The 26,150-nt window shown below is 69.4% G+C and carries 16 protein-coding genes, 1 tRNA gene and 1 pseudogene; 12 read left to right on the forward strand and 6 right to left on the reverse strand.

Annotation, left to right across the window (positions count from 1 at the left end):
* The first annotated feature begins 11 nt into the window (after nucleotides 1-11).
* Complete coding sequence (locus ACLHIH_RS01425; RefSeq protein WP_411314932.1) at nucleotides 12-3,158, forward strand: PD-(D/E)XK nuclease family protein; 3,147 nt, start codon at nucleotides 12-14, stop codon at nucleotides 3,156-3,158.
* Entirely contained in the window at nucleotides 3,151-6,411 is a 3,261-nt protein-coding gene (locus ACLHIH_RS01430) for an ATP-dependent DNA helicase (RefSeq protein WP_411314933.1), read from the forward strand. The genes ACLHIH_RS01425 and ACLHIH_RS01430 overlap by 8 nt, the downstream gene beginning before the upstream one ends.
* Here ACLHIH_RS01430 and ACLHIH_RS01435 read toward each other — a convergent pair.
* On the reverse strand, nucleotides 6,334-7,200 hold the full coding sequence (locus tag ACLHIH_RS01435) for a LysR family transcriptional regulator (RefSeq protein ID WP_411314934.1): 867 nt from the start codon (nucleotides 7,198-7,200) through the stop codon (nucleotides 6,334-6,336). The genes ACLHIH_RS01430 and ACLHIH_RS01435 overlap by 78 nt on opposite strands.
* Nucleotides 7,201-7,287: 87 nt before the next feature.
* Between ACLHIH_RS01435 and ACLHIH_RS01440 the strand changes: the two genes are divergently transcribed.
* On the forward strand, nucleotides 7,288-8,757 hold the full coding sequence (locus ACLHIH_RS01440; RefSeq protein WP_411314935.1) for an MFS transporter: 1,470 nt from the start codon (nucleotides 7,288-7,290) through the stop codon (nucleotides 8,755-8,757).
* Between the two features lie 40 nt (nucleotides 8,758-8,797).
* Here the strand turns inward: ACLHIH_RS01440 and ACLHIH_RS01445 are convergent, their stop codons facing one another.
* Nucleotides 8,798-9,793: a phosphotransferase gene (locus tag ACLHIH_RS01445; protein ID WP_411314936.1), complete on the reverse strand. Its 996-nt coding sequence runs from the start codon at nucleotides 9,791-9,793 to the stop codon at nucleotides 8,798-8,800.
* 78 nt (nucleotides 9,794-9,871) lie between these two features.
* On the opposite strand from ACLHIH_RS01445, the gene nudC reads away from it, so the two are divergent.
* Together nudC and ACLHIH_RS01455 are read left to right on the forward strand one after the other, a co-directional pair.
* Nucleotides 9,872-10,801, forward strand: coding sequence for an NAD(+) diphosphatase (gene nudC / locus ACLHIH_RS01450; RefSeq protein ID WP_411314937.1), 930 nt, complete (start codon nucleotides 9,872-9,874; stop codon nucleotides 10,799-10,801).
* Nucleotides 10,798-12,570, forward strand: a complete 1,773-nt coding sequence (locus ACLHIH_RS01455) for an ATP-dependent helicase (RefSeq protein ID WP_411314938.1) — start codon at nucleotides 10,798-10,800, stop codon at nucleotides 12,568-12,570. Before nudC ends, ACLHIH_RS01455 begins: the two co-directional genes overlap by 4 nt.
* Here ACLHIH_RS01455 and ACLHIH_RS01460 read toward each other — a convergent pair.
* Nucleotides 12,509-13,318, reverse strand: a pseudogene (locus ACLHIH_RS01460) (hypothetical protein); the annotation flags it as partial. The gene ACLHIH_RS01455 and the pseudogene ACLHIH_RS01460 overlap by 62 nt on opposite strands.
* A gap of 82 nt (nucleotides 13,319-13,400) precedes the next feature.
* Nucleotides 13,401-14,828, reverse strand: a complete 1,428-nt coding sequence (locus ACLHIH_RS01465; protein WP_411314939.1) for a zinc-dependent metalloprotease — start codon at nucleotides 14,826-14,828, stop codon at nucleotides 13,401-13,403.
* A 134-nt stretch (nucleotides 14,829-14,962) separates the two neighbouring features.
* On the opposite strand from ACLHIH_RS01465, the gene ACLHIH_RS01470 reads away from it, so the two are divergent.
* The 3 genes from ACLHIH_RS01470 to ACLHIH_RS01480 all read left to right on the forward strand — a co-directional run bounded on the left by ACLHIH_RS01470 (nucleotide 14,963) and on the right by ACLHIH_RS01480 (nucleotide 19,352).
* Nucleotides 14,963-16,084 (forward strand): PDZ domain-containing protein, encoded by a 1,122-nt coding sequence (locus tag ACLHIH_RS01470; protein ID WP_411314940.1) that lies wholly within the window; start codon nucleotides 14,963-14,965, stop codon nucleotides 16,082-16,084.
* A 111-nt stretch (nucleotides 16,085-16,195) separates the two neighbouring features.
* On the forward strand, nucleotides 16,196-19,147 hold the full coding sequence (locus ACLHIH_RS01475; protein WP_411314941.1) for a UPF0182 family protein: 2,952 nt from the start codon (nucleotides 16,196-16,198) through the stop codon (nucleotides 19,145-19,147).
* A 131-nt stretch (nucleotides 19,148-19,278) separates the two neighbouring features.
* Nucleotides 19,279-19,352: transfer RNA gene (locus ACLHIH_RS01480), tRNA-Met, on the forward strand.
* Between the two features lie 80 nt (nucleotides 19,353-19,432).
* On the opposite strand, the gene ACLHIH_RS01485 is transcribed toward ACLHIH_RS01480, so the two are convergent.
* Nucleotides 19,433-20,452, reverse strand: a complete 1,020-nt coding sequence (locus ACLHIH_RS01485) for a LacI family DNA-binding transcriptional regulator (protein ID WP_411314942.1) — start codon at nucleotides 20,450-20,452, stop codon at nucleotides 19,433-19,435.
* A gap of 140 nt (nucleotides 20,453-20,592) precedes the next feature.
* Between ACLHIH_RS01485 and ACLHIH_RS01490 the strand changes: the two genes are divergently transcribed.
* Complete coding sequence (locus tag ACLHIH_RS01490; RefSeq protein ID WP_411314943.1) at nucleotides 20,593-21,411, forward strand: carbon-nitrogen hydrolase family protein; 819 nt, start codon at nucleotides 20,593-20,595, stop codon at nucleotides 21,409-21,411.
* Nucleotides 21,412-21,434: 23 nt separating this feature from the next.
* On the opposite strand, the gene ACLHIH_RS01495 is transcribed toward ACLHIH_RS01490, so the two are convergent.
* A complete protein-coding gene (locus ACLHIH_RS01495; protein WP_411314944.1) occupies nucleotides 21,435-22,634 on the reverse strand; it encodes an aminotransferase class I/II-fold pyridoxal phosphate-dependent enzyme in 1,200 nt (399 codons plus the stop codon).
* A gap of 110 nt (nucleotides 22,635-22,744) precedes the next feature.
* On the opposite strand from ACLHIH_RS01495, the gene ACLHIH_RS01500 reads away from it, so the two are divergent.
* The 3 genes from ACLHIH_RS01500 (at nucleotide 22,745) to ACLHIH_RS01510 (ending at nucleotide 26,011) form a co-directional block, all read left to right on the forward strand.
* Complete coding sequence (locus ACLHIH_RS01500; protein WP_411314945.1) at nucleotides 22,745-23,299, forward strand: hypothetical protein; 555 nt, start codon at nucleotides 22,745-22,747, stop codon at nucleotides 23,297-23,299.
* Between the two features lie 38 nt (nucleotides 23,300-23,337).
* Nucleotides 23,338-24,126 (forward strand): hypothetical protein, encoded by a 789-nt coding sequence (locus ACLHIH_RS01505; RefSeq protein ID WP_411314946.1) that lies wholly within the window; start codon nucleotides 23,338-23,340, stop codon nucleotides 24,124-24,126.
* 190 nt (nucleotides 24,127-24,316) lie between these two features.
* Nucleotides 24,317-26,011 carry a trypsin-like peptidase domain-containing protein gene (locus tag ACLHIH_RS01510; RefSeq protein WP_411314947.1) on the forward strand — a complete coding sequence of 565 codons (1,695 nt, stop codon included), beginning with the start codon at nucleotides 24,317-24,319 and terminating at the stop codon, nucleotides 26,009-26,011.
* Nucleotides 26,012-26,150 lie beyond the last annotated feature (139 nt).

Here is a 26,150-nt window from a genome sequence, read left to right on the forward strand (position 1 = left end):
AGCGTGGGGGCGTGAGCATCCCGTCCGAGCTGCAGCGCGCCGCGAGCAGCGCTCCCGTCGACCTCGACGAGTCGCAGCGCGCCGTCGTCGATCTCGGTGACGACGTCTCGGCCGCGGTGCTCGGCGCTCCCGGTTCGGGAAAGACCACGACCCTCGTCGAGGTCGTCGCTCAGAGGGTTCTCGACCGCGGGTGGGGTGCCGACCGCGTTCTGGCCCTCACGACGAGTCGCCTCACGGCGACTCGACTCCGCGATCGCCTCGCCGCGCGACTGGCGGTGCCGACCGACGGACCTCTCGCGCGGTCGGCGACGTCGCTCGCTTTCGAGATCGTGTCTGCCGCGGCCGAGCGGGACGGCGCGGAGCCGCTCCGTCTCGTCACGGGCGGTGAGCAAGACAGCGACTTCGCCGGGCTGCTCGCGGGCCACGTGGACGAGCGGGCGGGGTCGCCCGCCGCTGATCCCCACGCTCTCGGTCCGACCTGGCCCGAGCACATCTCCCCGCGCGTTCGACAGACCACGGGGTTCCGCACCGAACTCCGCGAGCTCTACATGAGGTCGACCGAGTTCGGTGTCGGTCCGGCCAGACTGCGCGAGCTCGGGCGTGCGACCGACAGAGCCGAGTGGGTCGCCTCCGCAGACTTCTTCGCCGAATACGACGACGTCGTGAGTCTCTCCCGACCGGGGCAGATCGATGCCGCCGACCTCATGCGGAGGGCGGCCCAACTCATCGACGACGACGCCCTGAGCGCGAGGCTCGGCGCCGTGCGCCTCGTCGTCGTCGACGACCTGCAGGAGGCGACGGAGTCGGTCTTCACCCTCCTTCGGGCGCTCGCGGCCCGCGGCGTGGCGGTGATCGCTTTCGGCGACCCGGATGTCGCGGCCAACTCGTTCCGCGGAGGCGAGCCCAGATCTCTCGGGCTGCTCTCGACGGTTCTCGGCCTCCCCGCCCTCGAGACCCTCACCCTCTCGACCGCGCACCGGCAGGGAACCGAATTGCGCGCGTTCACGAGCGCGATCGTCTCGCGCATCGGCACGGCGGCTGCGGGGCGCCAGCGCGCGGCCGTCGCGGGCGGGAGTTCTGCACAGACGCCGGTGGTGCGCATCGAGGCCCCGACGGCGTCGCGACATCTCGCGGCCATCGCGCGCGTGCTCCGCGAGCACCACCTCGTGGGCGGGGTGCCGTTCAACGACATGGTCGTCGTCGCGAGGTCGGGGTCTCACGTGCCCGCCCTCGCCCGAGCGCTCGCGCTCGCCGAAGTCCCCACGCGCACGAGTGTCGGGGGGCGAGCGCTCCGCGACGACCGCGCCGCCCGCAGCCTCCTCGCGGTCGTCGACGTGGGGCTCCGCCGCACGCCGCTCACGGTCGACAGGGCAGAGTCGCTCCTGCTCTCCCCGTTCGGCGGCCTCGACGCGCTCGGCCTCCGCCGACTCCGACTCGCTCTGCGGGCGGAGGAGATCGCGGGCGGCGGTTCGCGACTCGGAGGCGAGTTGCTCGTCGACGCGCTCGGCAACCCCGGCCGATTCGCGACCATCGATCACCGGGTCGCGCGACGTGCGGAGCGGATGAGCGCGACCCTCGCGGCCGTCTCCGCCGCGGCGACGGCGGGGTCGACGATCGAAGAGCTGCTGTGGCTCGTGTGGGAGCGCAGCGGTCTCGCCGACGAGTGGAGGAGGCTCGCCCTCGGCGCTGGAATCTCGGCGGCCGAAGCCAATCGCGACCTCGACGGTGTCGTCTCGCTCTTCACCGCGGCCAAGCGATTCGTCGAACGGGAGCCGTCGAGCCCGCCCGGAGGTTTTCTCGACGCCGTGCTCAACGCCGCGGTGCCCGAAGACACGCTCTCGCCGCAAGCTCTCGGCGACGCGGTTCTCGTCGTCACCCCGTCCGCCCTCGTCGGCCTCGAGTTCGAGGTCGTCGTCATCGCCTCCCTGCACGACGGCGTCTGGCCCAACCTGCGCTTGCGGGGCTCGCTTCTGCACACGGGCGAGCTCGTCGACCTCGTGACGGGTGTCGACTCCTCGATCGTCGAACCGCGCAAGCAAGTGCTCTCCGACGAGCTGCGGATGTTCGCCCTCGCCGTCTCGCGAGCCCGCAGCCAGGTTGTCCTCGCGGCCGTCGCGAGTGACGACGAAGGGCCGAGCGTGTTCTTCTCACTGCTCCCGCCCGACCTCCCCGTGACCGACGGTTCGACCCTCGCGCCCCTCTCGCTCCGCGGTCTCACCGGGCGGTTGCGGCGGGAGCTCGCGCTCGAGCGCCGCCCCGAGAGCGAGCTCGGGCACGCGGCATCCGCCCTCGCCCTGCTCGCCCGCGAGGGTGTCTCGGGAGCGGCCCCCGACGAGTGGCACGGACTGCTCGGCGTCTCGACGACGACACCGATCTACGTCGACGACGAGACGGTGCCCGTGTCGCCCTCGCAACTCGAGTCGGTCGAAGCCTCTCCGCTCGACTGGTTCGTCGAGCGCGTGGCCGGGTCGACGACGTCGCCCACGATGGGGATGGGCACGATCGTGCACTGGGCGATGGAGACGGCGACCGACGAGAGCGTCGACGGGCTCTTCGCGGCGATCGAGAGTCGGTGGGGGGAGCTCGTCTTCGAGTCGCCCTGGGTCTCGGCCCATCAGAGGGTCGTGGCGCGGCGTCTCGCCGCGGGGGTCGCCGAATATCTGAGCGACTTCCGCAGGGCGGGCGGCGCTCTCGTCGACGCCGAGAGCAGATTCACCCTCGAGGTCGGTCGCGCGCTCGTCAGCGGGTCGATCGACCGCGTCGAGCGCACGAGCGACGGCGCCGTCGTGATCGTTGACCTCAAGACGGGAAGGCCCGTGACGAAAGCCGAGGTGATCGCCGACCACGCGCAACTACAGGCCTATCAGCTCGCCTACGCGGAGGGGCGGCTCGACGATGCTCTCGCGAGTCTCGGCGAGCATCGCGGGGGAGGGGCCAAGCTCCTCTTCGTGAAAGAGGGGGTGCGGGGCAAGCTCTACCGCGAAGCGGTGCAGGCCCCGCTGAGCGACGAGGAGCTCGCCGGGTTCCGCGCGCGCATCGAGACCGCGGCGACCCTCATGGCCGCGGCCGAGTTCCGGGGAACCGTCGAGGTCACCGGTTGGGGTGGCAGCGGCTCCGTGTCGAAGCTCCACCGGGTGAGGGCGGTGTCGAGTGATTAGCGCGCTCGACATCGCCGACGCCCTCGAGCGTCCGCGCCCGACGCCCCAGCAGCAAGCGGTCATCGAGGCCGACCTCGCCCCCGCGCTCGTCGTCGCCGGCGCCGGGAGCGGCAAGACCGAGACGATGGCCTCGAGAGTGCTGTGGTTGCTCGCCAACGGTCTCGTGTCGGCCGACCAGGTGCTCGGCCTCACCTTCACGCGCAAGGCGGCGGGCGAACTCGGCGTGCGCATCCGCGAGCGCATCACCGAACTCGCATCCCACGGTCTCGTGTCCGGCGATTACGACTCGTTCGATCCGCCCACCGTCTCGACCTACAACGCCTTCTCGAACCGCATCTTCCGCGACAACGCGATGCTCCTCGGGCGCGACAGCGAGGGTGCCGTGCTCGGCGAGGCCTCGTCGTGGCAACTCGCGAGACGGGTCGTCGTCGCGAGCACCGATCCCCGCGTGCCCGCGCTCGAGCGCAGCGTCGACCAGATCACGAAAGACGTGCTCTCTCTCAGTCGCGCGATGACCGAGAACGTCGTCGATCGCGGCAGCCTCGCCGAGTTCGCCGATCGCTTCGGGTCGATCGTCGATCTGCCCGCCGGCGGTCGGGGGGCGTACGCCGAGGTCGACAAGCTCGCGTCGAGGGTGGGCGCGCTTCCCGTGCTCATCGACCTCGCGGCGCGCTACGACGACGAGAAACTGCGGCGGGGGTTTGTCGAGTACTCCGATCAGGTCGCCCTCGCGCTCGAGATCGTCGACACGGTGCCCGCGGTCGTCTCCGACCATCGCGACCGATACCGGGTCGTGCTACTCGATGAATACCAAGACACGAGCGTCGTGCAGACCTGGTTGCTCGCGCGACTGTTCGCCGAGCATCCGGTGATGGCGGTCGGCGACCCGAACCAGTCGATCTACGGGTGGCGCGGGGCGAGTTCGGCCAACCTCGGCGGGTTCTCGCAGCAGTTCGGTGGCACGGCCGGGGCGCGCCGATTCTCGCTCTCGACGAGCTGGCGCAACGGGAGCGACATCCTCAGGGTCGCGAACGCCATCGTCGAACCTCTGGCGACCGGGGGCAAGGTCGAGGTCGACGAGCTGCTGCCGGGGCCGCACGCGAGCGACGCGCCCGTGAGCGTCGTCTTCGCCGGCGACATCCTGGAGGAGGCGGATGCCGCGGCGCGTTGGCTCGCGACGCGCTTGCGTCCGCTTCCGGGCGAGCAGCCTCGCAGTGCCGCGATGCTCTTCCGGGCGCGCGCGACCCGAGGGGTGTTCATCGAGGCGCTGCGCCGACACGGGGTGCCCTTCCACGTTCTCGGGGTCGGCGGCCTCCTCGACGAACCGGAGATCGCCGACCTCGTGAGCGCCCTGCGCGTGCTCCACGACCCGACGGCCGGTTCGGAGCTCGTGAGGCTCCTCGCGGGGTCGCGGTGGCGCGTGGGGCCGCGCGATCTCCTCGCGCTGCGCGACGTCTCGCGGTGGCTCGCCTCCCGCGACTACGCCCAGAGGCGCATCGCCGACGACGTGCGCGAGGCTCTGCGTGATTCCGTCGCCGACGTCGACGGCGGGTCGATCGTCGACGCCGTCGATTTCGTCGCGACCGCGAAACCCGACCACTCGGTGCTCGAGGGTTTCTCGCCCGAGGGGCTCGAGAGGGTGCGGGATGCCGGTCGGGTCTTCGCGCGCTTGCGATCCCGCGGGGGTCTCGACCTCGTCGACCTCGTCACGATCGTCGAACACGAGCTGCGGCTCGACATCGAGGTCGCCGCCAACGAGAGCCGCGGGGCGGGAAGGGCGCCGATGGACGCGTTCACCGACGCGCTCGACGGCTATCTCGCGGTCGACGAATCCGCGTCGCTCGGGGGGTTCCTCTCCTGGCTCCGCGAAGCGGAGTGGAGAGACGGCCTCGCTCCCCGCCCCGAGGAGCCCGAACCCGGCACGGTGCAACTCATGACCATCCACGGGTCGAAGGGGCTCGAACGCGACATCGTCGTGGTGCCGAGGCTCGTCGACGGCGACCTCCCGTCGAAAGCGGTCGACGGTACATCCGGGTGGCTCGCTCCCGGCGCACTGCCGTGGCCCTTTCGAGGGGATGCCGCCGACCTCCCCCGGTTCGAGTGGGAGGCGGCGGAGTCGCGCAAGCACCTGCTCGAGAATCGGTCGGATTTCGCCGACGCGGTGCGGGAGCGTCACGTCGCGGAGGAGCGCAGGCTCGCCTACGTCGCGGTCACGCGCGCTCGACACCACTTGCTTCTCACGGGGTCGTTCTGGGCGAGCCAGAAGCTCCCGCGCGCCGCGAGTCCGTTTCTCACGGAGCTCGCCGCTCGCGGGGTGATCGCGCCGCTGCCCGAGTTCGAGGAGGGGTCGGAGAACCCGCTCGGGGGCGACCCGGGAACGTTCTCGTGGCCGCTCGATCCCCTCGGCCACCGTCGGCCCGCGGTCGAGCGTGCTGCGGCGCGAGTCCGTGCGGCCGAGCCTCGTGCCGAGGGGGTGTGGGGTGCCGACCTTGCTCTGCTCCTCGAAGAGAGGCGCCGCCGACTCGACCCGCACGCCGCGATCGACATCCCCGTGCGCGTTCCGGCGTCGCGATTCAAGGACTTCGTCACCGAACCCGAGACGGTCACCACCGCTCTGCGTCGCCCGATGCCCGAGCGTCCCTACCGGGCGACGAGGCTCGGCACGCTCTTCCACTCGTGGGTCGAACAGCGCTACGGAGTGGGAGGAGCGGTCGAGACTCTCGACGCTCTCGATGTCGAACTCGACGATGACGGTGACGCCGTCGATGCCGACAGGCTCGGCGAGCTGCAGAGGATCTTCGAATCGTCCCCCTGGGCTGATCGGGCTCCCGTCGACGTCGAGAGGGAGATCCACCTTCCTTTCGACGGGCGCATCGTCGTGTGCAAGATCGATGCGGTCTACGCCGAGGGGGACCGCTTTCAGGTCGTCGACTGGAAGACGGGTAAGGCCCCGCGAGACGCCGACGATCTCGAGCAGAAGCAGATGCAGCTCGCGCTCTACCGGCTCGCCTACGCGCGGTGGCGGGGGATCGATCCCGAGCGCATCGACGCCGTGTTCTATTTCGTCGCCGACGACCGCATCGTCAGGCCCGATCGCCTCTTCAGCGAGTCGGAGCTCGTCGCGAGATGGCGTGCTGCGCTCACCCCGGCCGCCGCACCGACAGCCGGAATACCCTCACGCGGGGCGAGCGGCGGAGACCGATCCCGGCCGCCCGAGGATCGCCGAGATGAGGGCGTCGACGGGCTCGCGTGACGACGCGGGGTTGGCGAGGAGGGCGAACTCGAGTTCTCCGAGCGAGGGGAGATCGAAGAGCGTCGTGACGTCGATGAGGTCGGGCGGCACCATCGTCTGAGGGAACACCGCGATGCCGATGCCCGCGCGAGCCGCGGCGATGACGCCGTTGACCTCGCGGGTGTTGCACGTGATGCGCCACGTTCGACCCGCCGACTCGAGGGCCGTGATGGCTGCCGTGCGACTGATGCTCGGGGCCTGGTACGCGATCATCGGCACGGGCGCCCCGGTCGCGAGCGTGAGCGACTTGTGGGCGACCCACGCGAGTCGCTCGCGCCGCACGACGCGACCGTCGGATGCGCCAGGTTCCTGCTTGACGAACACCAGGTCGAGTTGTCCCGAGGCGAGCCGTCGCGACAGCACTCCGCTCTGGTTGACCGTGAGCTCGAGGTTGATCTGCGGATAGAGCTGGCGGAAGTCGCGGAGGATCTGGGGGAGCTGGGTGAGGGCGAGGTCGTCGGCCGAGCCGAAGCGCAGTCTCCCTCGCATCGCCGATCCCGTGAAGTATGCACTCGCCTCGTCGTGAGCCGCGAGGATGGTGCGCGCGAATCCGACCATGGCGTCGCCGTTGTCGGTGAGGCGCACGTCTCGCGTATCGCGCGAGATGAGCAGTCGACCGGCCGCCCTCTCGAGCTTGGACACGTGTTGCGAGACGGTCGGTTGGCTCAGGCCGAGCTGCTCGCCCGCTCGCGTGAAGTTGAGCGTCGTCGAGACGGCGAGGAAGGTCTTGAGCAGCGTGGGATCGAACACCCCGATAACGTATCATTGCGGTTCGCAATGGCACTTATAGTTGCAATTCGTTCGGCTTATCGAGGCCGCTCTGCCTACTGTTGATCAGTGGCCACGATCATCGACTCCGAGTTTCCCGCCACCGAACCCATCCCGACCATCTCGACGCGGCCGCGATGGCGCGACACCTTCAGTTCGCTCGCCATCCGCAACTACCGCCTCTACGTGTTCTCCCAGGTCGTCTCCAACACGACCGTCTGGATGCAGCGCATCGCGATCGACTGGCTCGTCCTCGAGCTCACCGGCAACGTCGCCCTCGTCGGGGTCGTCGTCGCCCTCCAGTTCAGCCCCATCCTGTTCTTCGGTGCGTGGGGCGGAGTCATCGCCGACCGGTACTCGAAGCGACGGCTGCTCATCACGGTGCAGTCGATCGTCGCCGTTCTCTGCGCCGCCCTCGCCGCCCTGACGATCACGGGGGTAGTGTCGGTCTGGCACGTCTTCGTCATCGCGTTCGTGCTCGGAATGGCGTCGGCCGTCGACGGCCCGGCCCGGGCCGCGTTCGTCACCGAGATGGTCGGCAACGCGCACGTGCGCAACGCCATCAGTGTCAACGCGTCGATCTTCCACCTCGGAGGTCTCGTCGGGCCGGCCCTGAGCGGTTTGCTCATCGTCGCCGTCGGCTCGGGCTGGTCGATCGGCATCAACGCGGTCGCCACCGTCATGGTCGTGTGCGCCCTCGCGGCGATGCGGGCGTCGGAGCTGCGACCGGCACCCCGCAGCAGGCGGAGCGGCGGACAGATTCGGCAGGCACTGCGCTACGCGGCGTCGAAACCGCCCATCCTGTGGTCTCTCGTGACCCTCTCGTTCGTCTCGACGTTCGGGATGTCGCTCCCCGTGCTGCTCACGGGCATGGCCAACGACGTCTACGAGACCGGCGCGACCGGCTACGGGCTCTACAACTCGCTCGCGGCTGTCGGCGCCCTCACGGGAGCCGTGCTCTCGACACGACGCACGACACTGCGCTTGCGCGGGATCGTGCTCGGGGCAATCGTCTTCGGTCTCGTCACGACCGTCGCGGGGTTCGCGCCCTCGGTCGGCGTGTTCTTCGTCGCCCTCGTGGGCATCGGCCTCACGCGTCTGCTCTTCGCGACGTCGGCGGAGTCGATGACGCAGCTGTCGTCGAACGTCGGCATCCGTGGGCGGGTCATGTCGCTCTACATCATGGTTCTGCTCGGCGGTCAGGCCATCGGCGGGCCCGTCATGGGCTGGATCGCCGAGACCTGGGGGGCGCAGACCGGCTTCGCCGTCGCGGGCATCGTGCCCACGATCGCGGGCATCGTCATCGCGGTCATCCTCGCGCGGTCGGGACAACTGAAGTTGCGGGTCGACCTGTGGTCGGCGGGACCGCCCATCTCGATCGTGAAGCGCGCCGTGCGTCGTCGCCCCGCCGACGCGCGGCCTAGGCGAGGTCGCGGCCCCCGCGGCCGCGGGGCGCGCGAGACCGGGCCACGCGAGACCGGGCAACGGGAAAACGGCTCACACGAGAGCGACCCGCGCGTGCGGGACTCGCGGCGCTAGCCGCTCCGCCCAGTCCTCGTCGGGCTCGACCGGACCGGGGCTACTGGCGCTTCGCGCGGTCGAGCATGTCCTCGACCTCGGCGACGGTCATGACGGGAGCCGTGTCGGTGCCGATCGACCGCTCGAGGTCGTTCTGCACGGCATCGACGAGCGTGTGCAGCATCCGCACCGCGTCGTCGACGATGTCGGTGCTCCGTTCGCGCGTGCCGTGCAGCAGCCACTTCGCGATCTCGAGTTCGGAGTAGAGCGTCGCGCGCTTTCTGATCTGACGATCGGCCGTGCCGCGGGAGTGGGTGTACGAGTCGATGATGGAGTCGGCGACGTCGGAGACAGACGTGCCGAGGGTCCAGAACAGGTCGAGAGCGGGGTCGCCGACACTGAGGGCGTGCCAATCCACGATCCCGGTCACGCGCGACGAATCGGCGAGGATGACGTCGCCCGAGAGACTGCCGTGGATGACGGTCGGGGCATACTGCCAGAGCCCGGCGTCTTCGCTCGCGCGTTCCCAGCGCTCGACGAGAGCCGCAGGAACGAGCCCCGTCGCGATGGCCTGCTCCATGAGGGCGATGGTCGTCGCGTGCGTGTCGAGAGGGCGTGCCACCGCGAGGCCGGCGTCGGTCACGACGCTCGTGGGCAGCGCGTGCACCGCGGCGATGGCCGATCCGATCGACGCGCTCGTGGCGCTGCCCGCCTCGAGGGTCGCGAGGTGCACGGGCTCACCCGGGAGGAAGTCGTAGACGACCGCGCGGGTCGAGCCGACGGCGGTCTGACCGAGAATCGTGTTGACGGCGAACGGCAAGCGGCCCCGCACGCCCGCCGTGAGCGCGCGCAGCGCGACGAGGTCGGCCGAGGCGCGGGACTCCGCGGTCTGGGTGCGGGGAACGCGGATGATCGCGCGCGCGCCGTCGCGCGTGTCGAGCACGGCTTGCTCGTAGCTTTCGAGCTCGCCGGTGCCGAGGCGGTGTGCCGCAGTGACGTCGAGTTCGTCGACTGCTGAGGTGGCGAGCGCGGCTAGAGTGAGGGGGGATCTGGCCATACCGACAGGGTAGGTCACTCGCAGGGACGCCCTCCCCTCGCCACGCAGTATCCCCCCGTCGAAGCGAGAGGTTCCGCCATGTCTTCAGAGTTCGCCGCGCAGCTGCCCCTCGCGCGCCAGGCGATCGATCGCGACTACCTCGCGCGAGCGCGCCCCGATCTCTTCGAGGGCCTGTGGGCGGCTCCGGAGACCCGCGTCATCGCGCTCCATGACGGATCGGCGCTCGCTCGTGGCGCTCGACTCGCCTACCTCGAGCCGCGCGAGGTGCCGACGGCCGACCTGCTCCTCTATCTCGGGCGGTCGAGCGACGCCGCGGCCACGCCGTTCGTCGCCGCGGTGCTCTCCGAATCCGCAGCGGCCACTCTCGGTGACGACGCCGAGTGGGTCGAACTCCGCACCGTCGGGGGCTCGCTCGACGCCCTCGACGCCGGACTCTTCACCGAGGCGCTCGCCCTCGCCAACTGGCACACCTCGCACGCGTTCTCGCCGCGCACCGGCGAGCCGACCCAGCCCGCCCTCGGGGGGTGGGTCAGGCGCGCGGCCGACGACGACCCCGCCGGCTCTCGCGACGTCTTTCCGCGCACCGACGCCGCGATCATCGTGGGGGTCACGGATGCCGATGACCGCATGCTCCTCGGAGCCAACGCGCTCTGGCCCGCCGGCCGCTATTCGCTCCTCGCCGGTTTCGTCGAGCCCGGTGAGTCGCTCGAACACGCCGTCGTGCGCGAGGTCTTCGAGGAGGCGGGTATCCGCGTCGTCGACCCCGTCTACCTCGGTTCGCAGCCCTGGCCCTTTCCGGCCTCGCTCATGCTCGGCTTCCGGGCGACGGTCGAACCGGGCCAGCAGGTCGTGCCCGACGGCGACGAGATCCTCGATCTCCGCTGGTTCAGTCGCGACGAACTCGTCGCCGCGCTCGGCGAGGTGACCCTCCCGGGGCCGACGTCGATCGCTCGCGCGATCCTCGAGGACTGGTTCGGGGGACCGATCGACGACCGAGCGGCTGTATGACCGCCGAGTCACTTCTCACGGGTCTCGATGACGAGCAGCGGGTCGCCGCCGAAGCCCTCCTCGGCCCCGTGTGTCTCCTCGCCGGGGCGGGAACGGGCAAGACGCGGGCGATCACCCATCGCATCGCGTACGGAGTCGCGACGGGCGTCTACCCTCCCGGTCGAGTCATGGCCCTCACCTTCACCTCGCGTGCCGCCGCCGAGCTCCGCGGTCGGTTGCGGTCGCTCGGGGCCGGCGGTGTCTCGGCTCGCACGTTCCACGCGTCGGCCCTCGCGCAGCTCTCGTTCTTCTGGCCGCAAGTGGTCGGGGGCTCGATGCCCCGCATCCTCGAGTCCAAGGGCAGGGTCATCGCGGCGGCCGCGGAGTCGCTCAGGCTCAAGCTCGACACCCCGACGCTGCGCGACGTCGCCGCCGAGATCGAGTGGCGCAAAGTGTCGAGCCTCACGATCGACCAGTATGCGAGCGCCATCCGTTCCTCCCGCGCGGTTCCGGCTGGTCTCACGCCCGACACGACGGTCGCCCTGCATCGCGCGTACGAGGCGATCAAAGACGAGCGCCGCCAACTCGATTTCGAAGACGTGCTGCTCGCCGCCGCGGGCATGCTCGAGACCGAGCCGTGGGTCGCGCAGCAGGTGCGCGAGCAATATCGCTTCTTCGTCGTCGACGAGTATCAAGACGTCTCGCCGCTGCAGCAGAACCTCCTCGAGCTGTGGCTCGGAGAGCGTCAGGATGTCTGCGTCGTCGGTGACGCGAGCCAGACCATCTACTCGTTCGCGGGGGCGTCGAGCGACAACCTCGTGTCGTTCCCGTCGCGCTACCCGCAATCGACCGTCGTGCGTCTCGAACGCAACTACCGGTCGACACCCGCGATCGTCGACACGGCGAACCGCCTCATGCGGGATCGCGCGGGCGCACTCACCCTGCGGTCCGCCGCCGCGCTCGAGGGGTCGGCGGCGTCGGCGCCGCGCAGCCGCGGTGCGGGTGCGACCGTGGGACCGGCACCGTCGGTCACGGGATATCGGGACGACCGCTCTGAGGCGCGAGCGATCGCCGGGCTCATCGCCGATCAGGTCGCCGCGGGCACGCCACCGCAAGACATCGCGATCCTCTACCGCATCAATTCGCAGAGCGCGGCGTTCGAAGCGGCACTCACCGATGTGGGCGTGAGCTACCAGGTGCGCGGGGGAACGCGGTTCTTCGACCTCCCCGAGGTCAAGCAAGCGCTCATGATGATCAAGGGCGCCGCGGTCGCGGGAACCGTCGAGCCGCTCTTCAAAACCGTGAGCGACGTGCTGCGCTCTCTCGGCTGGACCCAGGACGCCCCCGAGTCCCGCGGTGCCGTGCGGGACCGCTGGGAGTCGCTCAACGCGATCATCGGTCTCGCCGAGAGCGCGCCGTCGGCCACGACACTGCGCCAGTTCGCCGACGAACTCTACGAGCGCTCCGCGGGTCAACACGAACCGACGATGGCGGCCGTGACTCTCGCGACCCTGCACTCGGCGAAGGGGCTCGAGTGGGACACGGTCTTCGTCGTCGGCCTCAACGAGGGGCTTCTGCCCATCAGCTATGCGAAGTCGCTCGCCGCGATCGACGAAGAGCGCCGCCTGCTCTACGTGGGTGTCACGCGAGCGCGGAAGCGCCTCTCGCTGTCGTGGGCCGAGACGGCTCCGCAGCGATCGGCGGCGCGCCAACCGTCTCGGTTCCTCGAAGAGCTCCGCAGCCGCACTCCGGGTGCGGACGCCACGTCGTCTCCGTCCGCTCGCCGCTGAGCGCGTCGATCCCCGTTCGCGCGGTCGAGGCGCGATCGCTCCGATTCCCGTCGAGGCGGTCGCCGACGCGACGCGCTGCGGTCGCGGCAGCTTCGATCGCGAGCACCCCGCGGTCGAGCGCGCTCGTGCGGTGCCACACCTGGGTGGCGATGGCGGGCCACGCCGGGTCGGCGTCGGTCCGGTGGCGCTCGAGACAGTAGAGGCACGGGCCCGAGCCCGGTTCGACGAACGGTCCGACACTCACCGAGCGATCGGAGAAGACGACGGGGAGGTGCGGGATGTCGCGGCGCAACCACCGGGTGCGCAGCTCCGGGTCGACGACGTAGTGGGCGACGATGACGACCGCGTCGGGCGGAGTCGCGTCATCGTCGGCGTACGACGCCGAGTCGACGTCGTTTCCGATCGCTCGCGCATCCACGCCGCCGTGCCGGAGCGCGTCGAGCAGCCTGTCGACGGTCGTTCCCTTACCGGTGATCGACACTCGGAGGCGTGCGCGTGCGGGAGAACGATCATCGAGTGCCGGAGCGACGAGCGAGAGAAACCGTGCCAGGTCGTCGGCGTCGCACCCGACGCTCCGCCCGAGCATCTCGAATCCGGAGGGGCTGATCCCGGCCGCGAGGGCGGCGAGCAATCGCTCGTGCGCGTTCGAGACGTCGTCGAGTCTCACGACGGCGACGTCGACGCCGATCTGGAGGCTCGTGGGGTCACGCCACACGAGAGGCAACCGGGGGTCGAGTCGCAGCACCATTCCGTCAGGATGCCACCGGCTCTCGTCTCGCGTCGCCGCGCATCCACAGGCTGCGCAGCCACCTGACGAGCGCCGCGCTCGACTACTTCGGTTCGGGGTCTCCCGGCGTCGAGCCGGGGGAATCGTCACCCGACGGGTCGCTCGGCGAGTCTCCCGCGGGGTCGCCCTCGTGGGGACGGTCGTCGGAGTCGTCGTTGAGCAGATCCTCGATCGCCCGGTCGATGTCGTCGGGCTCGGGAGCGGGCGCGTTCAGTCGCGCGATGAAGGCGGCGGGGTCGTCGATGTCGGCCGTCGTGGGCACGACGTCGGGGTGCGACCAGAGTGCGTCGCGCCGCTCGGCTCCGACGGCATCCGTCACCTGCTGCCACATGGCCGCCGCCTCGCGCAAGCGACGCGGGCGCAGCTCGAGGCCCACGAGGGTCGAGAAGGCCGACTCGGCGGGACCACCCGCGGCGCGGCGCCGACGCACGGTCTCGGCGACGGCGGCCGAGCTCGGCAGGCGCGTCGTCGCCGCGGCCGTGACGACATCGACCCAGCCCTCGATGAGGGCGAGCATCGTCTCGAGGCGTTCGAGCGCCGCGAGCTGGGCGTCGGACTTCGGCGGGATGAGGGCCCCGCTCACCATCGCCTGACGCAGTTCCTCGGGGTTGGAGGGGTCGAAATCGGCGGCGAGTTCTTCGAGCCGGCCCGTGTCGATCCGGATTCCCCGCGCGAACTCCGTGATCGAGGTCATGAGCTGCAGTCGCAGCCACTTCGCGTGGCGGAAGAGGCGCGCGTGCGCGAGCTCGCGCACGACGAGGTAGAGCTGCACTTGGTCGAGGGGGATGTCGAGTCCGTCGCCGAACGCGTCGACGTTCTGGGGTACGACCGCCGATTGCAGCCCGGACTCGCTCGAGGCATCGAGAAGAGGGATGCCGATGTCGCCACCGGAGACGACCTCCGCCGAGAGCTGCCCGACGACCTGGCCGAGCTGCATCGCGAAGAGGGTGCCACCGACGTTTCGCATCAGTTTGCTCGCGCCGTCGATCATGCTCGACATCTCCTCCGGTGCCTGCTGGCGCAGCACCTCGGTGAGCGAGTTGGCGATACTCAGAGCGACGGGCTCGGCGAGTTCCGTCCACACGGGCATCGTGGCGTTGACCCACTCGATGCGGCTCAACTGGCGCGGGGGAGCGGTGAGGTCGCTGATCTCGGTGGCCTCCGAGAGCCACAGTGAGGCGATGGCCACGGCCTGGTCGAGTGCTGCTGCTCCGGTCGGCGTGACAGCCGTTGACTCGGCCGAGGCGATCGCGGTCGCCTGCTGCAGGGCGACATCCCAATTGACGCCGTCACCCTGGTGCTGCATCGCGGCCTGCAGCTGGCTCATGAGCTGGGCGACCATCGCGGGGTCGTCGGGCAAGCCCGCAGCACCGGCGAGCTTGGCGGGATCGATGTCGGAATTGCCCGACAGGAACTGTCGGAGCATCTCGCGGAAATCGTCGTCGGGCTCGTGCCCCGCATCATCAGCCATGCCAACTACGCTAGCTGCTGGCTCGCCCGCGGAACCTGGATTCCGGCGGCGCGGACCCGCCGGGCCGTGCGCCCGTGGCGAACACCCTCGTTGTCGGTCACGACGACCCTCGAGTCTCTCGTGAAAGGACACCGGTGACACTCTTCGCCGACGACACGACCCGCTCCGACGCCGGCACGGGCGAGCGGGCCCCGCGCTCCCGACGCGTCGGCTGGGGGCTCGTGGCTGCGGCCGCCGTCGGCACCCTCGTTCTCTCGCTGCTGCCCTCGCCCTACGTGATCGAGCAGCCGGGGCCCGTCATCGACACCCTCGGCGACGTCACCGTGGCCGAGGAGTCGGTGCCCCTCATCTCGATCCCCGGGGAGGAGACTTTCCCGACCGAGGGGCGCCTGAGCCTCCTCACGGTCAACGTCGTCGGCAACCGGGAGCAGCAGCCCACGTGGTTCGAGGTCGTGACGTCGTGGGCCGACCCGAGTCGCGCGGTCGTGCCCGTCGACGCCATCTACCCGGAGGGGCAGACGGTCGAGCAATCGAACGAGCAGAGCGCGGTCGACATGGAGAACTCCCAGAAGGACGCCGTCGCGGCATCCCTCACCGAGCTGGGATACGACTTCGACAGCACCTTGACCGTCGCGGCGTCCGCGCCCGATTCGCCCGCCGACGGAGTGTTCGTCGAGGGAGACGAGATCGTCTCGGTGAACGGCCGCGCACCCGTCGACGTGACCGAGCTCCGGTCGATCATCGCCGACAACGGCACGGGGTCGCCCGTGGACATCGAGGTGCTGCGCGACGGCCGCGAGACCCCGCTCGATGTCACGCCCGTGATGCTCGAGGGCAGCGATCAGCCCGTCGTCGGAATCTCGGTCGCGACCGAATACGACTTCCCGTTCGACGTCGAGATCCAGCTCGAGCGCATCGGCGGACCGAGCGCCGGCATGATGTTCGCGCTCGGGATCATCGACAAACTCACCCCGGGGTCGCTCACGGGGGGAACCAACGTCGCGGGAACCGGCACGATCACGGCGGACGGGCTCGTCGGTGGGATCGGGGGGATCCGACAGAAGATGTACGGCGCGGCGGATGACGGCGCCACGCTCTTCCTCGCTCCGACGGCCAATTGCGACGAGGTCGTCGGCCACGTTCCCGACGGGCTCACGGTCGTCGCCGTCGAGACTCTCGACGACTCGCTCGAGGCGCTCGAGACCGTGGCGAACGGAGAGGATGCCACGGACCTGCCCACGTGCGCCGCCTCGTGACGCTCGTCGCGTAGCGCGCCTCTGCTCACGCCGCGAACACTCGTCGGCGTATTCGCAGAACCCCCCGGTTAAGATGGTCGGACACAGCCATCAACAGCCAGGAGCACTCTCTTGACTTCTACGGAAGCCCGTCCGGCGTCTCGCACGCGGACCACCCTGGCGATATCGGCAGCGGTCATCGCCGGTCTCGTCATCTTGTTCTTCATCTTCTCGGGTCTCTACACGGACTGGCTGTGGTTCGACCAGCTCGGATTCGGCGGGGTCATCACGACGCAGTGGCTCGCCGCCGCCGGAATGTTCCTGGTCGGATTCGTGGCGATGGCTGTGCCGGTGTTCGCGAGCATCTCGATCGCCTTCCGGTCGCGCCCCGTGTACGCCAAGCTCAACGCGCAGCTCGACCGCTACCAGCAGGTCATCGAGCCGTTGCGTCGACTCGCAATGATCGGCATCCCCGCGGTGCTCGGTGTCTTCGCCGGTGTCGCGACGTCGTCGCAGTGGCCGCTCGTGTTGCAGTGGTGGAACCGTACCCCCACGGGCGATACCGACCCGCAGTTCGGCCTCGACATCTCGTTCTATCTCTTCGAGCTGCCCCTCTACCAGGCGGCCGCCGCGTTCGCCTCGGCCATCGTGCTCATCTCGGCGATCGCCGCCCTCGCGACGAGCTACCTCTATGGGGCCCTGCGCCTCAACGGCCGCGAGGTGCGCATCTCGCGCGCCGCACGCATCCAGCTCGCGACCATGGGTGCGATCTACATCGCCCTTCAGGCCGTGAGCATCTGGCTCGACCAGTACGCGACGCTCACGAGTCTCAGCAGCGGCGGACTCCTCGTCGGTGCGTCGTACGCCGACGCCGAAGCCATGATCCCGGGTCGCGCGATCCTCGCGGGTATCGCCGCGTTCGTCGCACTCCTCTTCGTGCTGACCGCCGTCATCGGCCGCTGGCGCTTCCCGATCGTCGGAACCGCGCTGCTCATCGTCTCGAGCCTGCTCATCGGTTCGCTCTACCCGTTCATCGTGCAGCGCTTCCAGGCCGACCCGAGCGCGCGGACCGTCGAGGCGCCCTACATCGAGCGCAACATCAACGCGACGCGCGATGCCTACGGTGTCGCGGATGTCGTCGAGCAGCCGTTCGACCCCGAGACCGAGACGGAGGAGGGTGCGCTCCGTAACGACGCTGCAACCACTGCCAACATCCGCATCATCGATCCCGCCCTCGTCACGCGCACGTTCGCGCAGCTCGAGCAGTTCCGTCAGTACTACCAGTTCCCGCCCGAGCTCGACGTCGACCGCTACGAGATCGACGGCGAAGTGCAAGACACCGTCATCGCGACGCGTGAACTCGATCTCGAGGGCCTCGGCTCGGCGAACACCTTCTACAACCGCACCTTCGTCTACACCCACGGTTACGGTCTCGTCGCCGCCTACGGCAACCAGCGCTCGCCCGAGGGTCTGCCGGTGTTCCTGCAGTCGGGAATCCCGAACGATGGAATCCTCGGCTCCGACTTCGAGCCGCGCATCTACTTCGGTGAGTCCTCGCCCGACTTCTCTATCGTCGGTGCGCCCGAGGGTGCGCGCGACGTCGAGCTCGACTACCCGTCGGGTGAAGACGAAGAGGCCGACAACGCCACCACGACCTTCGCGGGCGACGGTGGACCGACGCTCGACAACGTCTTCAAGAAGCTGCTCTACGCGATCAAGTTCCAGTCGGAGCAGATCTTCCTCTCCGACGCCGTGAACGACGAGTCGCAGATCCTCTACGACCGTGATCCGCGCGAGCGCGTGCAGAAGGTCGCGCCCTACCTGACCCTCGATAGCGACGCCTACCCGTCGGTCGTCGACAACCGGGTCGTGTGGATCGTCGACGGATACACGACGAGCAACAACTACCCCTACTCCGACCGCCAGCAGTTGAGCAACGCGATCGTCGACACGAACACGCCGCAACCGGCCTACGCGATCGACAACATCAACTACATCCGCAACTCGGTGAAGGCCACTGTGGACGCGTACGACGGCTCGGTCACGCTCTACGCGTGGGATGCCGAGGACCCGGTGCTCGAGACCTGGCAGAAGATCTTCCCGACCTCCGTGCAGCCCATGGAGGAGATGTCGGGTGAGCTCCTGTCGCACGTGCGCTACCCGGCCGACCTGTTCAAGGTGCAGCGAGCGATTCTCAGCACCTACCACGTGACCGAGAGCGACTCGTTCTACTCGAACGACGACGCCTGGATCACGCCGAACGACCCGACCGAGTCGGCGGCGACGGCAGCGTTCCAGCCGCCGTACTACCTCTCGATGCAGGTGCCCGGTGCTGACGAGCCCGACTACTCGCTCTACTCGACCTACATTCCCCAGGCCTCGGGAGAGGGAACGCGAAACGTTCTCACGGGCTACCTGGCCGTGAACGCGAACGCCGGGTCGGCCGATGGTGAGGTTTCCGACACCTACGGGGAGTTCACCTTGCTCACCCTGCCGCGTCAGACGACGGTCCCCGGCCCCGGTCAGGTGCAGAACGACTTCAACACCGACACCGAGGTGGCGAACCAGCTCGCACTGCTCACCCGTGGTGACACGACGATCGAGCGAGGCAACCTGTTGACCCTCCCGGTCGGTGGCGGTCTGCTCTACGTCCAGCCCGTCTACGTGCAGTCGACGGCGGAGACGAGCTACCCCATCCTGCGGAAGGTGCTCGTGTCGTTCGGCAACCAGATCGCCTTCGAGGACACCCTCGACGCCGCACTGGACTCGCTGTTCGGAGGCGACTCGGGAGCCGATGCGGGTGACGGTGACGTGATCGTCGATCCCGACGACATCATCGACCCCGACGCCGACCTCGAGACGCCGACAGAGCCGGCCGAGCCCGACCCGGAGCCCGACACCTCGGATCCGGAGCCGACGACGCCCGGCGCTGGCGACAGCCCTGAGCTGCAGGCGGCCCTCGCTGACGCGCAGCAGGCGCTGCAGGACCGTGAAGAGGCATACGCCTCGAACGACCTCGTGGGTGCGGCGGAAGCCGACGAAGCGCTGCAGTCCGCAATCGAACGGGCCCTCGCGGCCGAGTGATCTCCCACGGTTGACCGCTAGCGCGGCCATCGTGTGAACGGCGTCCGGCTCAGGCCGGGCGCCGTTCGCACGTTCGGCAGAGCGGGAGCGTCACGAGCACGCGATCCGTCTGGTAGTGTTGTCTCTTGTGCCGCGGGGTGGAGCAGTTCGGTAGCTCGCTGGGCTCATAACCCAGAGGTCGCAGGTTCAAATCCTGTCCCCGCAACAAGCAGGGCCCGGAAGCTTCGGCTTCCGGGCCCTTTTTCTTTGCGCTGGTCGAGTGTCGTGTCGCGCCGTCGAGTCTCGTCAGACGGCGGCGTCGCATCCGCAACTCCGGCGGATGATGAGCTCCGCGGGCAGCACGTCGTGCGTCTCGCTCGTGTCGGATTTCTTGAGCTTCTCGATGAGGCGCTTCATGGTCCACTCGGCGACGTTGTCGATGTCGACGTCGACGGTCGTGAGGCGCGGAAACGCTCGCGCGGCGGTTTCGGTGCCGTCGTAGGAGACGACCGCGATGTCGCTCGGCACGAAGAGGTCGCGCTCGCGGATGGCCCCGATCGCCCCGACCGCTTGCACGTCGGAGACGACGAAGAATGCCGTGAGGTCGGTCGATTCGAGGAGGTGGAGCGCCGCCGTGTGTCCGGAGGATCGGGTGAAGTCGGCAGCCCGATAGAGGAGGTTGTCTCCCGCCTCGAGCCCGGCGCGCTCCATGGCGAGCCGCCAGCCGTTCACGCGGTCCTCGGCGATCCCCGCTGCAGCTGCCGACGGCCCCGTGATGCACGCGATGCGCTTGTGGCCGTGCTGTTCGATCAGGTGGGTGACTCCCGCAGCAGAACTCTCCACCGACTCGGTCGTGATCGTCGAGATGCCGCGTCCGTGTTCCACGCGGTCGAGCACGATAACGGGCGTGCCCCGCCGCGCGATCGTCGCGAGCAGGTCGGGGGCGTGGGCACCGAGCAGGATGAGGGCATCGACCTGACGATCGACGTAGGTCGAGATGTATTTCTTCTCGCGAGTGAGATCGTGACCGATCGTGCCGATGAAGAGCACGTAGCCCAGGTCGTAGGCGATGTCTTCGACCGCACGAACGAGGCTCGCGACCACGGGGTTGGCGAGGTCGGGAACGAGAAGGCCGAGCGACATCGTCGACGACCGTCGCAGGGCCTGCGCGATCGCATTGGGTCGATACCCGAGCTCGCGGATCGCGTCTTCGATGCGGGATCGCGCGGCCGCCGAAACGGGTCGGGATCCCGGGTTGAGCACATAGCTGACGACCGCCGGCGACACGCCTGCTCGACGTGCGACATCCGCTCGCGTGACTGCCACAGACAAACCCCCCGGCCTAGTTTCTGGGTCGAGCCTACCTTTCCGCGCGATCACGATTGGGGGCTGGACTGAGGATGCCTCGACACGCTATGCGTCGGGCGACACGGCTCAGCCGGGGTCGCCCGATCTAAGCTGGGAGCATGCTGCCGACCCCGGACTCCGTCGCTCTCGCCGTCGCGCAGTTCGCCCCCACCACCGACGCGGCGAAGAACCTCCGCGACATGGCCTCGCTCGCCGACACGGCCGTCGCTCGGGGCGCGTCGCTCCTGGTGTTCCCCGAGTATTCGGCGTTCTTCGAGCCGCAGATCGGCGAGGCATCCCTCGCGGCGGCCGAGGGCCTCGACGGCGAATTCGTGCGGGGGCTCGCCGCCCTCGCTGAGCGCACGGGTGTTCATGTCGTCGCGGGAATGCTCGAAGCGACCGACGATCCACGACGGTTCTCAAACACTCTCGTCGCCGTCGACCCCGCCGGTGCCGTCGTCGCGACGTACCGCAAGCAGCACCTCTACGACGCGTTCGGCCAGCGTGAGAGCGATTTCGTTCTCGCGGGGTCCATCGCCGAGCCGGAGACGTTCGTCGTCGGCGACCTGACGGTCGGGCTGCAGACGTGTTACGACATCCGCTTTCCGGAGGTCACCCGCACCGTCGTCGACGCAGGAGCCGACGTCGTGGCCGTTCCCGCGGAGTGGGTGCGCGGCCCCCTCAAGGAGCACCACTGGCGCACCCTCGTGACGGCACGCGCGATCGAGAACACCGTGTACGTCGCCGCGGCCGACCACGCCCCGCCGATCGGCGCGGGCAACAGCATGATCGTCGACCCCATGGGAGTCGAACTGGCGACCGTCGGCGACGACACGGATGTCGCGGTCGCCTGGGCATCGTCGGCGCGCATCGCGTCCGTCCGTGACACCAATCCGGCCCTCCGATTGCGGCGGTTCACGGTCGTTCCCCGCGACTAGGTGCGCAGCCTGAGCGGGCCGCCTCAGCGGGTCGACAGTCCCGCGAGGCGATTCGACGCCTCGTCGAGCACGTCGAAGCGCTTGCAGAACGCGAAACGCACGAGCGAGCGGTAGTCCGCGCGGTGCTCTTCGCGCACGAAGGCGCTCACTGGCACGCCCACGACCCCCGCGAGCGAGGGCAGGGCACGGCAGAACTCGCCCGAGTCGTCGAAGCCGAGGGCGGCGGCATCCGCGATGACGAAGTAGCCACCCTCGGGAGTGGTGATGCTGAAGCCGGCTGCCGTGAGACCCGCCGAGAGCACATCCCGTTTGCGCTTGAGGTCGGCCGCGAGCCCGCGGAAGAACTCGTCGGGCAAGCGGAGGCCCACGGCGATCGCCGGCTGGAAGGGAGCGCCGTTCGCGTAGGTGAGAAACTGCTTGATCGCGAGGATGACCCGCACGAGTTCGCGCGGCGCGGTGAGCCAGCCGACCTTCCACCCGGTGGTGCTGAACGTCTTGCCCGCACTCGAGATGGTGATGGTGCGTTCCCGTGCCCCCGGGAGCGTCGCGATCGGAATGTGGGGGAGGTCGAAGAGCAAGTGCTCGTAGACCTCGTCGGTGACGATGAGAGCGTCGTGGGCGTGTGCCGCCTCGACGATCACCTCGAGCGCCGCACGGTCGAGCACGGTGCCCGTGGGGTTGTGGGGGTTGTTGACGATGATGAGCCGCGTGCGGTCGGTGATCGCGGCTCGGATGTCGTCGTGGTCGGGTTGGAAGTGCGGCGCGGGCAGCGGCACCGTGCGGTGAACAGCCCCGCTCAACCCGATGGCGGCCGCGTATTCGTCGTAGAACGGCTCGAAGGTGACGATCTCGTCGCCCGCCTCGACGAGCGCGAGCACAGTGGCCATGATCGCCTCGGTCGCACCGGCGGTCACGAGAACCTCGGTCTCGGGGTCGACGTCGAGAGCGTAGAAGCGACTCTGGTGCTCGGCGATCGCGGTGCGGAGCTCGAGCGTGCCGAGCCCCGGCGGATACTGGTTCACACCAGCGGCGATCGCCTCTCGAGCAGCGTCGAGCACTTCGCGCGGGCCGTCTTCGTCGGGAAACCCCTGACCGAGGTTGATCGCCCCCGTCGTCGCGGCGAGGGCGGTCATCTCGGCGAAGACTGTCGGGCGCAGCTCGCCGTCGTCTCCGAGAAGCATCGCCGAGCGGGCCGTGCGCGCCCACGCTCCGGGAATAGTCAATTCGTCACCAGCACTTCGTCGAGGAGTAACCAACCTAACGCCGAGCCGCTGAACGGCGGTGTTGTGGAGAACGCTGGCGCCCGCCACCACGCGTGTTCTAGCGTCATCGCATGAGCTCGCCCCTCCGCCCCGCGCGCGTCGGTGCGTTCGGTGCTGCGGCGATTCTCACGGTGATTCTCGCCGGATGCGCGACGGCCGCGCCGACACCCGCGCCGTCAGCTTCGCCGCAAAGCGACCCGGTCTTCGCCACCGAAGAGGAAGCGCTCGCCGCGGCCGAGGAGGCGTACGCGGAGTACCTCGCGTTAGGAGCGGAAGTGGCATCCGACGGTGGTGAAAACGCTGAGCGGATGGCCGCGGTGACCACTGGGGCCGCCCTGGATCAAGAACGACAGACCTTCGCGGGAATGCGCGAAAGGGATCAAACGGGAACGGGGCAACAAGAATTCGATTCATTCACGCTTCAAAACCATGACGCGGACGGATCCGTCACCGCGTACCTGTGTCTCGACATCAGCGGAACTGATTTGCTCGATTCGAATCTGCAACCCGTTTCACCTCCGGATCGGATCGAGCGCTACCCACTTGAGGTGCAATTTGAGACTGCCCCGGACGGCAAGCTAGTCGTTTCGCAGTCTCGGTCCTGGTCTGGGGAGAACTTTTGTTGACTCGATCCTGGTGCGCGGGCTTTTTGACAATGCTCGCGGTGACTGCAGTTACAGCCGTCGCGAGTAACGCGGGGTGCACCGCCTGGGGTGCGAGCGCGCAAGAGTGCGCTGCGCCACCACCCTCCGCATCCGTCACGCCCGACGGGGTCGAGCTCGGGGGGTCGGTCACGACGCCCGGTCGGCCGCCGGCACCCGGCGCACAGGTCGGGCCCGGCGCGGGCGCACCCGGCGGGGCGGTGCCCGTGGTCGAGGAGCCGCAGTGCGACCCCGCCGTCGAGGTGTGTCGAGACGGCTACACCGTCACGGGGCCGTCGGATGAGCCCGAGGAGGAGGCTCAGCGCGCGATCACGCTGAGCGACATCGCGGGGTTCGACGCGTCGAGCGGCACGCACGGGATGCAGCCGAACGGGTGGTCGATCATCGGGCTCGAAACCAACTTCTTCGTCGATGCTCGAACCCACGTGCGGCAGGGCAGCCTGCTCGGCGAACCCGCGTCGGTGCGCTTCACTCCGGTCGCCTACCGCTGGGACTACGGCGACGGCACGACGGTCGTGCGCACGACGGGAGGAGCGCCGTGGGCGGCCGGTCGAAGCAACGAGTTCACGGCGACCCCCACGAGTCACGCCTACTCGCGGGCGGCGACCCACACGGTGTCGGCGAGCACCGACTACCGCGCCGAATACCGCTACAGCGACGGGGGCCCGTGGGTGTCGATCGACGGCACCGTGACCGTCGCGGCCGCCCCCCTCACGGTGCGGGTCGGCACCGCAGACACCGTGCTCGTCGACCGCGATTGCGCGGCGGGGCCCCGCGGTCCCGGCTGCTGACGCAAGCGGTTCGTCCGCATCGGCCCGACAGCGCCGGCGCCGACCAGCTCCGCAGGAACAAGCGAATGCCCTCCGCGCTCCGAAGAGAGGGGGTCGATGATCGCTCGATCGAGTCATCACCGCCTCACAGCAGCGACAAATACAATGTCCAGGTTGTCGCCGGATGCTGGCAGCGCTTGAAAGGAGCACCATGACCGACAACAACGATCGTCCCGACACAGGCGAGGCGAGAGACGACGTGAACGCACCGCAGAGCGCCGCCCCCACGCCGCCTCCCGCGCAGCCGACCGAGAGCACCCCCTCGGCGCCCAGCACCCCGTCGACGCCCGCCGCGACTGCGGCTGAGACGCCCGCGCCGTCGACGCCTGCCCTGAGCGCTCCCGCCGCCTTCACCCCGCCGGCCGGGCAGCCCGCGGCCGACACGCGATCGAACCCCTACGCGTCGACTCCTCACGCACCCGGACCCCAGGCGTCCGCGTACTCCGCGCCCACCCCGCCTCCCGTTCCCGGGCAGCAGCCGACGGCGCCGCTCTACGGCGCAGCGGCGGCACAGGGAGGCCTCTACGGCCAGAACGGCGCACAAGGTCCGAACGGCGCGCAGGGTCCGAACGGCGCGCACGGCCAGACCGGCGCGTTCGGCCAGCCTGCCGCCGCCGGTTCGTCTTCGACCGCGCCGAAGCAGAAGCGCGGCGCCGGAGTCGGGCTCATCGCGGCGATCGCGGTCGGCGCGCTCGTCGGCGGTGTGTCGGGAGCGGGTGTCACCGCTTTCGCCATCACGGCCATGCAGAACTCCGGAGGGTCGAGCGTCGTCTCGGGCCCCGCGAACATCACGGTCAACGACGCCGACGACGCGACCGCCATCACGGCGGTCGCGGCATCCGCCGGACCGTCCGTCGTCACGATCTCCGTCGAGAACTCGAACACCGGGGGCACCGGCTCCGGCGTCATCCTGAGCGACGACGGTTACATCCTCACGAACGCGCACGTCGTGTCGATCGACGGTGCGGCACCGACCTCGGTATCGGTGCAGACCTACGACGGTCGGCTCCTGCCCGCCGAGCTCGTGGGCACCGACCCGATCTCCGACCTCGCCGTGATCAAGGTCGACGCGACCAACCTCCAGGCCGCCGAGTTCGCCGACTCGAGCGAACTCAACGTCGGTGATACCGCTATCGCGATCGGCGCGCCGCTCGGTCTCGCCAACACGGTGACCAACGGCATCGTGAGCTCACTCAACCGCAGCATCACGGTCGCCTCGTCGGCGGCGCCGCAGACCCCCGACGACCAGAACCTCGACGAGACCGACCCCGACGAGGGACCGTTCGACTTCTGGCGCTTCGACACCCCCGAGAACGAGGGTGAGGGTCAGCAGCCGACCGCGTCGTCGACGATCGCGCTCTCGGTGATCCAGACGGATGCCGCGATCAACCCCGGCAACTCGGGTGGAGCGTTGCTCGACTCCGAGGGCCGAGTCATCGGCATCAACGTCGCGATCGCGAGCGCCGGATCATCCGAGGGCACCGCGGGAAGCATCGGTGTCGGGTTCGCCATCCCGTCGAACTTCGCCGAGCGCATCGCCGACGAGATCATCTCGGGCGGAACCGGAACCCACGGGCTCCTCGGGGCGAACGTCTCCGAGGTCTCCGCCGACACGGCGACCGTCGTCGGAGCGCTCATCCAAGACGTCGTGGCCGACGGTGCCGCGGCAGAAGCCGGATTGCAAGCGGGCGACATCGTGACCTCGGTCAACGGCATCCCCGTGACGAGCGCGACCGACCTGACCGCGCAGATCCGGGCCCTCGCTGCCGGAGCAGACGCCGAGATCAGCTACGTGCGAGACGGCACGCCGGCCGAAGTCGATGTGACCCTCGGGTCGCTCGAGTAGCGACTGGTCGCGGCCCGACCGCAGACGACGACAGATGCCCGCGGCGCACTCCGGTGCCCCGCGGGCGTCGTCGTGTCGGCTGTTAGGCTCGATGGAGCTTCCGGCAACGGCCGTCGTAAGCGAAGAGACCCGATCCGGC

Source organism: Marisediminicola sp. LYQ134 (assembly GCF_046599635.1).
GTDB lineage: Bacteria > Actinomycetota > Actinomycetes > Actinomycetales > Microbacteriaceae > Marisediminicola.